This window comes from Nitrospirillum guanabarense (assembly GCF_034653355.1).
GTDB lineage: Bacteria > Pseudomonadota > Alphaproteobacteria > Azospirillales > Azospirillaceae > Nitrospirillum.
Window position 1 is genome coordinate 90,401 of the sequence record NZ_JAYEER010000002.1, and the last position, 12,030, is coordinate 102,430.

11 protein-coding genes are annotated in these 12,030 nt (G+C 68.7%); 5 read left to right on the top strand and 6 right to left on the bottom strand.

Going from position 1 to position 12,030, the window contains the following annotated elements:
• The first annotated feature begins 162 nt into the window (after positions 1 to 162).
• Genes iolG through UAA55_RS07130 form a run of 5 tightly spaced genes read left to right on the top strand, consistent with a single transcriptional unit; the run spans position 163 to position 6,103 of the window.
• Complete coding sequence (gene iolG, locus UAA55_RS07110; RefSeq protein ID WP_322951987.1) at positions 163 to 1,158, top strand: inositol 2-dehydrogenase; 996 nt, start codon at positions 163 to 165, stop codon at positions 1,156 to 1,158.
• The gene (locus tag UAA55_RS07115) at positions 1,155 to 2,537 is read left to right on the top strand and encodes an APC family permease (protein ID WP_322951988.1); all 1,383 of its coding nucleotides are present in this window, start codon (positions 1,155 to 1,157) and stop codon (positions 2,535 to 2,537) included. The genes iolG and UAA55_RS07115 overlap by 4 nt, the downstream gene beginning before the upstream one ends.
• Complete coding sequence (locus tag UAA55_RS07120; RefSeq protein WP_322951989.1) at positions 2,534 to 3,472, top strand: carbohydrate kinase family protein; 939 nt, start codon at positions 2,534 to 2,536, stop codon at positions 3,470 to 3,472. Before UAA55_RS07115 ends, UAA55_RS07120 begins: the two co-directional genes overlap by 4 nt.
• The gene (locus UAA55_RS07125; protein ID WP_322951990.1) at positions 3,450 to 4,826 is read left to right on the top strand and encodes a family 4 glycosyl hydrolase; all 1,377 of its coding nucleotides are present in this window, start codon (positions 3,450 to 3,452) and stop codon (positions 4,824 to 4,826) included. Before UAA55_RS07120 ends, UAA55_RS07125 begins: the two co-directional genes overlap by 23 nt.
• A 41-nt stretch (positions 4,827 to 4,867) precedes the next feature.
• Entirely contained in the window at positions 4,868 to 6,103 is a 1,236-nt protein-coding gene (locus UAA55_RS07130; protein ID WP_322951991.1) for an ROK family transcriptional regulator, read from the top strand.
• Here UAA55_RS07130 and UAA55_RS07135 read toward each other — a convergent pair.
• The 6 genes from UAA55_RS07135 to UAA55_RS07160 form a co-directional block, all read right to left on the bottom strand.
• The gene (locus UAA55_RS07135) at positions 6,094 to 7,044 is read right to left on the bottom strand and encodes a DUF4982 domain-containing protein (RefSeq protein ID WP_322952420.1); all 951 of its coding nucleotides are present in this window, start codon (positions 7,042 to 7,044) and stop codon (positions 6,094 to 6,096) included. The two genes, UAA55_RS07130 and UAA55_RS07135, sit on opposite strands and share 10 nt — an antisense overlap.
• Entirely contained in the window at positions 6,965 to 8,974 is a 2,010-nt protein-coding gene (locus UAA55_RS07140) for a glycoside hydrolase family 2 TIM barrel-domain containing protein (RefSeq protein ID WP_322951992.1), read from the bottom strand. The genes UAA55_RS07135 and UAA55_RS07140 overlap by 80 nt, the downstream gene beginning before the upstream one ends.
• Positions 8,975 to 9,344: 370 nt before the next feature.
• Positions 9,345 to 9,617, bottom strand: coding sequence for a translation initiation factor IF-1 (infA, locus tag UAA55_RS07145; protein WP_463667842.1), 273 nt, complete (start codon positions 9,615 to 9,617; stop codon positions 9,345 to 9,347).
• Positions 9,618 to 9,691: 74 nt separating this feature from the next.
• The gene (locus UAA55_RS07150) at positions 9,692 to 9,901 is read right to left on the bottom strand and encodes a cold-shock protein (RefSeq protein WP_322951993.1); all 210 of its coding nucleotides are present in this window, start codon (positions 9,899 to 9,901) and stop codon (positions 9,692 to 9,694) included.
• Between the two features lie 214 nt (positions 9,902 to 10,115).
• Positions 10,116 to 10,913, bottom strand: a complete 798-nt coding sequence (locus UAA55_RS07155) for a fructosamine kinase family protein (protein WP_322951994.1) — start codon at positions 10,911 to 10,913, stop codon at positions 10,116 to 10,118.
• 16 nt (positions 10,914 to 10,929) lie between these two features.
• Positions 10,930 to 11,682, bottom strand: a complete 753-nt coding sequence (locus UAA55_RS07160) for a prepilin peptidase (protein WP_322951995.1) — start codon at positions 11,680 to 11,682, stop codon at positions 10,930 to 10,932.
• Positions 11,683 to 12,030 lie beyond the last annotated feature (348 nt).

Sequence of the window (12,030 nt, forward strand, 5' to 3'; positions counted from 1 at the left end):
AAGAATAGACGCTCGCCAGGTGAAGGCAACGCCACCCGGCGTTATGGATATTCCACCATACCCCATGGTATGATATTTTCATTCCATAATGTGATGATGACCGCCCCGCTGAAGCCGAAATGCCGGGCCAGCCGGGCGGCCGGGCCTTGACAGGGAGCCTGCATGTTCGACATCGCCATTCTGGGCGCCGGCCGCATCGGCCGCATCCACGCCCGTAACGTCGCGGCCCACCCGGCCCTGCGCTTGAAATACGTCACCGATCCCAACGCCGCCGCGGCCGACGCCGTGGCCGCCGAGACCGGCGCGGGGGTCACCGGCCTGGACACCGTCCTGGCGGACGATGGCGTGCGGGGCGTGATCATCGCCAGCTCCACCGACCTGCACTTGGACCAAGCCGCCCGCGCCATCACCGCCGGCAAGGCCGTGCTGTGTGAGAAGCCCTTGGACATGGATCTGGGCCGCGCCCAGGCCGCGGCCCCGACCTTGGGCGGCGACGTTCCCCTCATGCTGGGCTTCAACCGCCGTTTCGACCCGCACTTCGCCACCCTGAAGGCCCGACTCGAGGCCGGCGCCGTGGGGCCGCTGGAAACCCTGCAGATCACCAGCCATGACCCGGCCCCGCCGCCCGTCAGCTACATCAAGGTGTCCGGCGGGCTGTTCAAGGACATGGCCATCCACGATTTCGACATGGCCCGTTGGCTGCTGGGCGAACCGGTGGTGGAGGTGTATGCCGCCGCCAGCTGCCTGGTGGATCCGGCCATCGGCGAGGCCGGGGACGTCGACACCGCCAAGACCATCCTGCGCACCGCCACGGGCAAGCTGTGCGTCATCAGCAACAGCCGCCGCTCCGGCTATGGCTATGACCAGCGCATCGAGGCCTTCGGGTCCAAGGGCCTGCTGCGCGCCGACAACATCCTGGAAAGCAGCGTCTCCACCTGGGGTGGGGCCGGCGGCAACCCGGGTGCTGCCAGCGACGCCTTCCAGAACTTCTTCCTGGACCGCTATGCCGAGGCCTATCGGCGAGAGGTGACCCATTTCGCCGAGATCCTGGCCGGCACAGCCAAGCCCAGCGTGGGTTATGCCGACGGCGTGGCGGCCCTGGCCCTGGCGGAGGCCGCCGCCCAATCCGTCGCCACCGGCCAGGCCGTGCGCCTATGACGACGGCCCTGGAGCCTGCCTCCCAACCGGCCCTGAGGCCCGTCCGCGGCATCGGGCTGGGCGGCGGTCTGGCCGCCAACATCCTGAACATGGTGGGCATCGGCCCCTTCATCACCATTCCCCTGGCCATCTCCGCCATGGGCGGGCCGCAGGCCATGCTGGGCTGGCTGGTGGGCGCCGTGCTGTGCGCCTACGACGGCCTGGTGTGGGCGGAGTTGGGGTCCGCCTTCCCCCGCTCCGGCGGGCCCTACCATTACCTGCTGCACGCCTTCGGGCCCGCCCGCCTGGGCCGTCTGTTCAGCTTCCTCTATCTGTGGCAGTCGCTGCTGATCGGTCCGCTGTCCATCGCCTCGGGCACGGTAGGGCTGGCGCAGTACGCCAGCTTCCTGGCCCCCGAGATGAAGCCCTGGCACATGATGGCGATCGCGGCGGCCGTCTGCCTGGTGAACACCGTCCTGCTGTACCGCGACATCCGTTCCATCCAGCGCCTGTCCATCGCCATCACGGTGGTGGTGGTGGCCGCCTGCCTATGGATCGTGTTCAGCGGCGCCCTGCATTTCGACGCCAAGCTGGCCTTCGACTTCCCCGAGGGCGCGTTCAAGCCCACGGGCGCCTTCTGGATGGGCATGGGCTCCGCCACCCTGATCGCCGTCTATGATTACGGCGGCTACAACAACGTCTGCATGATCGGGGAGGAGATCAAGAACCCCGGCCGCACCATCCCCCGCGCCGTGCTGCTGTCCATCGCCATCGTCGCCCTGCTGTACCTAGGCCTGAACCTGTCCATCCTGGGCACCCTGCCCTGGCAGACGGCGCAGAAGTCCAGCGCCGTGGTGGCCGATTTCATGCAGGTGATCTACGGCCGCTGGGGCGGCGTGGTCGTTTCCGTCCTGATCCTGATCGCCAGCTGGGGGTCGGCGCTGGTGGTGCTGCTGGGCTTTTCCCGGGTGCCCTACACGGCGGCGGTGGATGGGCGCTTCTTCAAGCCCTTCGCCCGGCTGCATCCCACGGGCCGCTTCCCCACCGTATCGCTGCTGTTCATGGGCGTGGCCTCGGCTATCGCCTGCTTCTTCTCGCTGGCCGACCTGATCGCCGTGCTGATCGTCATCCAGACCTTGTTCCAGTTCACCGCCCAATGCGTGGCGGTGGTCATGCTGCGCCGGCAAGGGGCAGCGGCCCCGGGGCAGTTCCGCATGCCGCTATATCCCCTGCCCGTCATCATCACCATCGCCGGCTGGCTGTATATCGTCGCCACCAGCCAGCCCCGGCACATCGCCATCGGTATCGGCATGCTGGCGCTGGGTGTCGCGATCTATCTGGCGCAATCGCGGCGCGAGGGGGCCTGGCCCTTCCGGGTGCCGGCCTGGCGGGCGCCATGAGCGTGACCAAGACCCACGACGTGGCCGTGGTCGGCGAGCTGTACATCGACCATGTGCTGAGCGGCTTCACCACCTGGCCCCAGCCGGGGGAGGAGGTGGTGACCGACGCCTACACCCGCGAGGTGGGCGGTGGGGCCGCCAACACCGCCTGTGGCTTGGCCCGCCTGGGCCGCGCGGTCCAGCTGGTGGGCATCGTGGGCGAGGCCGACGCCGCCTGGTTCCGCCAGCGCCTGGCCCCTTATGCCCTGGACACCGGCGGCCTGCGCATCGGCGACGGCGCCACTGGGATCAGCATCAGCGTCTCCACCCGCGAGGACCGGTCCTTCTTCACCCATATCGGCGTCAACCGCGCCCTGCCGGCCCTGCTGTCCGACCCGGCGACGGTCGCCGGCCTGGCCCGCGCCCGCCACGTGCATTTCGCCCTGCCGCTGGATCGTGCCGTGGCCGACGCCCTATTGCCCGCCCTGCGGGACGCCGGCTGCACCACCTCGCTGGACGTGGGGTTCCAACCCGGGTGGCTGCCCGACCCGGAGAACCATGCCACCTGCCGCGCCGTCGACCACCTGCTGCCCAATGAGAAGGAGGCGGCGCTGTTCTGCGGCAGCGACGGGACGGAGGACTATCTGTCCCTGGCCCGCCGCCTGGCCCTGCCCAATCCCGTCCTGAAGCTGGGGCGGCGCGGCGCCCTGGGCCTGGACGGCGACGCGACCCTTGGCGCGGCCCCACCGCCAGTGGATGCCGTCGACACCACCGGCGCCGGCGACGCCTTCGACGCGGGCTACATCGACGCGCTGCTGGACGGTGCGCCGGTGCTGGAACGCCTGCGCCGCGCCTGCATATGCGGTGCCCTGTCCACCCGGGTGGCGGGCGCCTTGGGGGGTATCCCCGACCGAACGGAACTATGGAGCACTTATGAGCAATCCTACCAACCGTAAGATCGCCATGATCGGCGGCGGCGGCGTGCGCACCCCGCTGGTCATCTTCGGCATCAACGAGGCGGCGGAGGCCCTGGGCGCCCGCGAGATGGTGCTGTACGACCCGGACCAGGAACGTCTGAAGGTCATCGCCGCCCTGGGCCGCGCCGTCGTCGCCAAGGAGGGCGGCAGCCTGGTCATCCGGGAAACCTCCTCCATCGAGGACGCGGTGGAGGGCGCCGACTTCGTCCTGAACAGCGTGCGCGTCGGCGGCATCGCCTCACGCGCGGCGGATGAGCTGGCGGCCATCAAGCACGGCTATCCCGGGCAGGAGACCACCGGCCCGGCCGGCGCCGCCATGGCGCTGCGCACCGTGCCCGTGGCCCTGGACCACGCGCGGGTGGTGGAACGGCTGGCGCCCAGCGCCTGGATCGTCAACTTCACCAATCCCGCCGGGCTGATCACCCAGGCCATCAGCACCCACACCAAGGCGCGGGTGGTGGGCATTTGCGATACCCCCACCGAGCTGCTGCACCGCATCGCCCTGGCGCTGGGCGCCCGCCATGACGAGGTGGTGTGCGACTATGTCGGCCTGAACCACCTGGGCTGGGTGCGCCGCATCCGCCTGCGCGGCGAGGACGTGACCGACCGTGTGCTGGACGACGACAGCATCCTGTCGCAGCTGTACACCGCCCCGCTGTTCGACTTCGCCATGATCCGCACCCTGCGGCTGATCCCCACGGAGTACCTGTTCTTCTACTACAGCCGCCGCCGCGCGCTGGAGAACCAGAAGCGCCAGGGCAGCAGCCGGGGCACGGAGGTGGAGCAGCTGAACCACGCGCTGTTCACCACCCTCAAGGACCGCCTGGGCGCCGACGATGGCGAGGGGGCGGTCGCCGCCTACGCCGCCTATCTCAACCGCCGCTCCGGTTCCTACATGAAGCTGGAGGCGTCGGCCGGTTCCGCCTTCGACAAGGACGCGCCCTTCGACGAGGATCCCTTCCGCGTGGCCAGCGGCTATCACCGCATCGCCCTGGACGTCATGACGGCGCTATGCGGCGACAAGCCCGCCCGCATCATCGTCAACACCCGCAACGACGGCGCCGTGCCCAACCTGCCGGACGACGACATCGTCGAGACGCCCTGCCAGATCAGCCGCGACAGCATCATTCCGGAACCGCTGGAGCCCCTGCCCGACGAAGTCCACGGCCTGGTGCAATCGGTGAAGTCCTATGAGCGGGCGGCCATCCGCTCCGCCATGAACACCGACCGGCTGACGGCGCGCATGGCCTTCCTGATCCACCCCGCCATTGGGGAGTGGGAGCCGACGGACCCGCTGCTGCACGACCTGTTGGACCGCTGTATCCACTGCTGATCCCGACCGCTGATACAGGCCTCGCGAGAGAGGAACAGCCCATGAGCCCATCGCCAGCCCCCCCATCCCCCACCCGCCTGGCGTTCGTGGGGGAGGGCCTGTCCGGGACGACCGGCGCCCAGGCGCGGGACCACAACCAGCGCATCATCCTGCAGTCCGTCCGCGCCGCCGGATCGCTGTCCCGGCCGGAGGTGGCGGCCATAACCGGCCTGACCAGCCCCACGGTGGCTTACATCTGCCGGCGCCTGGTGCGGGATGATCTGCTGATGGAACGGGATCCGCCAGTCGCCGTCCGGGGCCGGCCCGGGCGGCTGCTGTCGGTCAACCCGGCCGGGGCGCTGGCCTTGGGGGCGGATATGGAGGGTGACCGGCTAACCCTGACGCTGATGGACCTGGGTGGCCGCGTACGGGACCGCCTCACCCGGCTCATTCCGCGCGAGGCCCCCACCGCCTGGGCCAACGCCATCGCCAGCGGCATCGAGGATCTGGTCGGGCCACCGGATGCCGGGGAAGCTGTTCCGATCGGGCTGGGCTTGGCCTACGCGTCGGACCCCGGCCAGGTCCTGGCCGCAGAGGTGACGCGGCGGCTGGCCGCGCGGCTGCCCTATCCCATATATGCCGAAACCATGACGGTCGCCACCGCCGCGGGCGATCTGCAGTTCGGGCCCGGCCTCCACGAGCCCAGCTTTTTCCAGGTGCTGATCGGACAGGAACTGAGCGGCGGCCTGGTCCTGGAGGGACGGCCCTTCCCGGGAACCGGGGGGCACGGCAACGACATCAACCTGCTGATTCCCCATGGCGGGCCGTCAGCCGCCCAGGGTATGGGCCCCGAAGGCATGGGCAGCATCGTCTCCCTGCCCGGCCTGCACCGGCACATGGCGTCCCATGGCCTGGCCACCGACAGCCAGGACGGCCTGTCAGCCCTGGCAGGCGAGGGCGAGGTCCTGGCCGCGGACTGGGTCGAGACCTGCGCCCGCCTGCTGGAAGGGCCCATCGTCACCATCACCTGCCTGGTCAACCCGCCCGCCATCCACCTCAGCGGGCGGCTGCCGGCTTGGCTGCTCAACCTGCTGGCCCATGCCCTGAACCAGCGCCTGGATGGGATGAGCCACCTGCCGGGCCGAGTGCGCATCGTGGTGGCGCCCGACGCCATGACCCTTGGGGCCGCCACCCTGCCCTTCCTGCAGCGGCTGCTGCCCAAGCATGACGTGCTGCGGAAGCGGGCCGCCCAACGGACCCAAGAAATTCCGGGGACCCAGGCCAGCGGTCAGGCCTGACGCACCACGACGTTGCGGCTGAAGCCGAACTCGGCACCGGCCGGCGTGCAGAACAGCAGATCCAGGCGCCGTTGGCCGCCGCCCGGGACCAGGGTCACCTCCATCCGCCCCGGCGCCGCGTCGGTCTTGCGGCCCAGCAGGCGCCCCCCCTCATAGACGTCGCAGGCGCCGACCAGGCTCAGGAAGGCCACGCGTCCACCCTGTCGTGCCACCTTGGCCTGCGGGGTGAAGCGGACGGAGCACAAGGTGTAGCCGTCCGCCGTCTGCGGGTCGTGCGCCCAGCGCGTGCCGAAATCATCCCACGCCGTCATGTCCGCATCCCGGTAGGTCAGCGCCTCCGCCGCGGTGGCGGCCGGCGGAGCGGCGTACCAGGTGTCCAGGATCAGATCGGACGTGGCCGTGGCCTGAACCGCCGGGGCCGCGACCGCGTCCACGGTCACGCGGGCGCTCGCGGGCTTCAAGCCGGGTGCCGCGGCCGTCAGCTTGAGGGATCCGGCGCCATCCATCTGCGTCCGCACGATGACCTGGGCCAGGCCGTTGAACAGGGCGCGACGGTCGCCCTTCTCGGACGCCGTGCTGTTGGGGTCGCCATTGCCCAGGCCAATGATGTCGCCGCCCTGGATCGCGAAGGTGACCAGGTCCTGGGCCAGCGGCACCGGCCGGCCCTGGGCATCCACAGCCTCCACCGTGACGGGCGTGGCGTCCAGCCCGTCGCCGCGCAGCCGGTCGCGGTCGGGGGTCAGCTTCAGGGCGACGGCGGGGCCCGTCGTCTCCACCTGGGTGCGGGCCGTCACCTTGCCCCCGGCATAGCCCACCGCCTCCAGCCGCCCGGGCGCGTAGGCCACCATCCAGTGGTTCATCTCATAGGGGTCGACCAGCTGGCGCCCTTGGGAGCGGCCGTTCAGGAACAGCTCCACCTCCTCCATGTTGGCGCAGGCCATGACCTTGACGGGCTGGCCCTCCCGCCCCGCCCAGTTCCAGTGCGGCACCAGGGCCAGCACGGGGCGGCTCCGTCACCCATTGGGCCTGGTGGATATGGAAGGCGGCCTTGGCGAAACCGCACAGATCCATGATGCCGTAGAAGGAGGAATTGGAGGGCCAGCCCCAGGGCGACGGTTCCCCATGGTAATCGAAGCCCGTCCAGACGAAGCCACCGGCGATGAAATCCCGCGTCGCGATCGCCTTCCAGGCGGCGCGGTGGGTGTTCCAGTCCTTCACCGGGTCGTCATAACCGGCGATGGTGCGGCTCTCCTTGTCCGTCTCATAGGCGCCCCGAGTGCTGAAGGCGCTGGTGTCTTCCGAGGAGATCAGCGGGACGTCGGGATGGGCGGCGTGGAAGGCGTCGTACTTGTCCTGCTGATAGTTGAAACCAACCACATCCACCGCCTGGGACACGTTGACCGGGGTGAACAGGCCGCCGTTCATGGCCGCCGTCACCGGGCGGGTGGCGTCCAGCGCCTTCACCGCGTGGGCCATGCGCCGCACCATCTCATACCCCGCGGCCGAGCCCTGCATCGGTTCCTCGTTGAACACCGACCACAGGATGACGGAGGGATGGTTGCGGTCGCGCCGCACCATCCATTCCAGCTGGGCCAACGTGTCGGGCGACGGATTGAATTGCCGGTTCTCATCCATCACCAGCAGGCCGTGACGGTCGCACAGGTCCAGGACCACAGCGGATGGCGCGTTGTGGGTGCAGCGGATGGCGTTGCAACCCAGTTCCTTCAGCCGGCGGATGCGGTAGTCCCACAGCGCGTCGGGTATGGCGGTGCCAACACCGGCATGGTCCTGGTGCACGCACACGCCCTTGATCTTGAGCGGCCGGCCGTTGAGGAAGAAGCCCCTGTCCTTGTCGAAGCGGGTGGTGCGGAAGCCGCAGGTGGTGGTGACGGCGTCGATGCAGCGATCGCCCGCCATCAGCCGGGTCTGGACACGGTAGAGGGTGGGTGTCTCCACGCACCACAGGCGGGGGCTGGCCACGCCCAGGTCCAGGCGGGCCACACCCTGGTCCAGGGGCGGGACGGATACCGGCGTCTGGCCGCTGGCCACCACGCGGCCCTCCGCATCCTCCAGCGTGCAAGCCACGGTCATGGCGGCGGTGGTCTTGCCGGCATTGTAGGTGGTGACCTCCACCGGCAGCACCCAGCCGTCGCCCCGCGGTACCGGGTGGGCATAGACCCCGTCGGTGACGATATGGACCGGATCGCGCTTCACGATGCGGACGGGGCGGTAGAGGCCGCCCCCCTCATACCACCAGCCTTCCATGGCATGGGCGTCCACGCGGATGGCCAGGGTGTTCAGGTCGTCGCCGAAGGTGGCGAAGGGCGTCAGGTCGATGGTGATGCCGTTGTAGCCGCTCCAGTTCCGGTCCACGACCGTGCCGTTGAACCACAGGGTGGCGTGGGTGGCGATGCCGTCGATCTGCAGCTCGATATGGCGGCCCTGGTCGGCCGGATCGAAGCGCAGGGCGGTGCGGTACCAGGCGATGCCCCGCCGGCGGTAGCCCTGGGCGCGGTTGGCGTCGGCCTCTATGGGCTGGAAACTGACGAAATCATGGGGCAAACGCACGTCGGCCCAGTCGGAATCGTCGAAGCTGGGGGCGGCCGCCCCCCAGGCCTTGCCCGCCTTGGCATTGTCGTAAGAGTCGTCCTGGCTCAGGATTTCCGGGAAGGGGATGTCGCCTTCGAAGAAGCGCCATCCCTGGTCCAGCGCCAGCACCTCGCGGGATGAGGTAACGGATCGCGCCGCCACCGGGGATGCCGCGAGGGCGCCCACTGCATTGGCGGGGCCATACCCGGCCGCCACCACGGCCACGGCACCCCCGGCCTTCAACATCTGCCGCCGGCTGATGCCACCGTCCCTGACCGCCACCGCATCCTCCCCCGCTGATTTCCCCGCAGATGCTAATGGGCGGTCTCGGATGTCGCAACGACTATTTCATATTTATATTATTTAGAAATTTCATTCCACACGATCCGGCTCCTCGGGCAGGCGTGGGCGCGGCGCCGGGGGCCGCCACGCCGCCCTTCCGGCACCACTTCCTCTGATCACGGAAACTCGTTTCCGATGGCCAAGTATAAGCCGCGGACGCCATGAGCATTCCCGTCATGGCGATGGCGTAGATGCGCCCCCAGCAGGTGGACGACGGCATCGGCGGCGTACCCACGGCGGCTGTAGTCGGGACGGTGGAGATGGTCGGGGTGGGTACCGATGGCGTCCCCCTGATGGAATCGGGACCCCGTCAGCGGCGGCGGGGTGGGGGGCGGCGGGTGGGAGCGGCGGACCCTGGCCGCTCGTCCTTGTGCCGGTAGGTGATGCGCCCCTTGGTCAGGTCATAGGGCGTCATTTCCACCGTGACCCGGTCACCCGCCAGCGAGCGGATCCGGCTCTTGCGCATCTTGCCGGCGGTATAGGCGATGATCTCATGCCCGTTTTCCAGCTTCACACGGAAGCGGCCATCGGGCAGCGCCTCTTCGACGTAGCCGTCGAATTCGAGAAATTCTTCCTTGGCCATTGCATCCTCCCAAACAGGAAAAGGCGGCGGCTTGCCTATGCAAGCCGCCGCCGCTCGTCCGGACAAGGAGGAGGTCAGAGGGCGCGCAGGTTTTCCGCCGCGGTCTTGCCCTTGCGCGGATCGCGGACGGCGTCGAAGCTGACCTTCTGGCCTTCATTCAGGCCGCTGAGGCCAGCGCGCTCAACGGCGGAGATGTGGACGAAAACGTCGGAAGAGCCATCCTCGGGCTGGATGAAACCAAAGCCCTTGGTGCTGTTGAACCACTTGACGGTACCGGTGGACATGGGATGCCTTCTGGGATTTTTCCCGTTCGAAGCTGCCCGCCGCGAGAGTGCGGACGGGCATCAAAGTCACGACAGGGAAAAGAACCGGCATCAGCCGGTAGATGGCCCAGTAGCAAAGTCGACCTCTCCAGCATCCGCCTCGCCGCGCCAAACCACAAGCGTTTAGGCCTTTCGTTTAGGACATGGCTGCAACCCGGGCCAACGGCATGATCTTCTAGGCGCCCAACCGTCGCAGGTCGGCATCGACGGCGGCGGCATAGGCCTGGCCGAACAGGCGCAGATGGACCAGCAGCGGCCACAGCCGGTAAACCGGCAGCCGCCCGCGCCACCCCGCGTCCAGGCCCAAGGCGTCGAAGAAGGCGGCCGGTGGATGGTCGAACAGGGTCAGCATGGCCACGTCGACCTCGCGATGACCAAAGTGACAGGCCGGATCGATCAGGCCGGAGACCCGCGCGCCGGACACCAGGACGTTGCCGCCCCACAGGTCGCCATGCAGCAGCGCCGCCGGCGGGCGCTCCGGAATATGGTCGCGCAGCCGATCGGCCAAACGCTCGATGCGGGCGCGGAGGGCGGCACCGACATGGGCGGTGTGGCAGCGCAGCCTGTGCTCCGCCCAGAATCCGGCCCAGTCATCGGTCCGGGCGTTGGACATGCCCACCGCACCCAGGTTGTGGTCGTGCGGCCAGCCATAGGGCTCGGCGGCCGGCGCGTGCAGCCGGTTGAGGCATGTCGCCAGATCGTCCCACGCCGGCGTACCATCGGCGGGCAGCTTTTCCATCACCAGCCAGCCGCCACCCGTCGCCAGCACGGCCGGTACCGGAACGCCCTTGGCGGCGATGGCGCGCAACATGTCCGCCTCCCGCCAGAGGCTTTCCCCCTGCTTGGCGACCGCCCGCGTGCCGTCCGACAGCACCAGCTCGTAAACGGTGGAAAGGTCGCCCCCCGCCATGCGGCGTGAAGACAGCACAGGCCGCCCCAGCAAGGCGGACAAACCGTCCGTCAAGGTGTCCATATCATCCTCCCGTCGGCTACAGGCCCGTGAGAGTGAACAGCCAGGCAGCCCAGATGCCCAGCGCCAGGCAGGGGCCAAAGGGCATGGGCGTGGCCGCGTCCACCCGCCGGCCGGCCAGGCGCAGCGCCGCCATCGCCAGCAGGCCGGCCAGGGCGGCGATGAGCAGCATGTGAGGCAAGGCGGTGGGGCCCGCCCACGCCCCACCGGCGGCCAACAGCTTGGCATCCCCCCGGCCAATGCCGTCACGGCCCCGGAACCGACGGTACAGGATTTCCAGCAGCACCAGGCCGGCATAGGCGATAGCCGCGGCCCCCAGCCGGTCGACCGGCAAACTCCCGTCCTGCACCCAGGTCACCAGGATGCCGCCGGCGATCAGCGGCAAGGTCAGAACGTCGGGCAGGATCATGTGGCGCAGATCGATCCAGGCCAGGGCCAGCAGGGTCCATCCCAGGCCGGCGCCGGCATAGAGCGTCAGCGGATCCAGGGGCATCAGGAACGCCAGACATAGGGGCGGCAGGATGGCGGCCAGCTCGATCGCCGGATGGAAGGCGCCGATGGGGGCCGCGCAGTGCCGGCACCGCCCCCTGGACCACAGATAGGACAGAATCGGCACCAGATCGACCGGCCCCAGCACGTGCCCGCACCGGTCGCAGCCCGACCGCCCCCAGAGGATGGAGCGCCCCGCCGGCAGCCGGGTCACGACCACACCCAGGAAACTGCCGACGAAGGGGGCGGCGATCAGCAATGTCCAAAGGGTGATGATATCCACTGTTCCGTCCCTCGATGCGCGCCGGCACCCCCAGCATGACCGCCCCCATACCCCTCCGATTCGCGAGGGAATTCAACCGCCAATCGGGCTCGATGGCCGGCAACGGGACGTTAACGCGGCTGAAGCGGCGCCACACTTTTGAATCCTTCAAAATTTTAAGTACAGGTTTTTTGTCACCGGTTACCTGTCCGGAAAGGCGAGGCACCCATCCTTTCGATGGCTTGTGCTTCGTCGAAGCATAACTCTGCGTTCCAGGTAACAATGTATACTGTTTCATCGAATTCAAAGTTGTAAGCGAGAACTTTCCCCCTTTGGACAGTTATGGCAGAATTTTCTAACCAATCCGGA

Bases quoted from the DNA above. Each gene is read 5' to 3' on its own strand.
- iolG (WP_322951987.1), top strand. From the start codon at position 163: ATGTTCGACATCGCCATTCTGGGCGCCGGCCGCATCGGCCGCATCCAC.
- UAA55_RS07115 (WP_322951988.1), top strand. From the start codon at position 1,155: ATGACGACGGCCCTGGAGCCTGCCTCCCAACCGGCCCTGAGGCCCGTC.
- UAA55_RS07120 (WP_322951989.1), top strand. From the start codon at position 2,534: ATGAGCGTGACCAAGACCCACGACGTGGCCGTGGTCGGCGAGCTGTAC.
- UAA55_RS07125 (WP_322951990.1), top strand. From the start codon at position 3,450: ATGAGCAATCCTACCAACCGTAAGATCGCCATGATCGGCGGCGGCGGC.
- UAA55_RS07130 (WP_322951991.1), top strand. From the start codon at position 4,868: ATGAGCCCATCGCCAGCCCCCCCATCCCCCACCCGCCTGGCGTTCGTG.
- UAA55_RS07135 (WP_322952420.1), bottom strand. From the start codon at position 7,044: ATGGCCTGCGCCAACATGGAGGAGGTGGAGCTGTTCCTGAACGGCCGC.
- infA (WP_463667842.1), bottom strand. From the start codon at position 9,617: ATGGCCAAGGAAGAATTTCTCGAATTCGACGGCTACGTCGAAGAGGCG.
- UAA55_RS07150 (WP_322951993.1), bottom strand. From the start codon at position 9,901: ATGTCCACCGGTACCGTCAAGTGGTTCAACAGCACCAAGGGCTTTGGT.
- UAA55_RS07155 (WP_322951994.1), bottom strand. From the start codon at position 10,913: ATGGACACCTTGACGGACGGTTTGTCCGCCTTGCTGGGGCGGCCTGTG.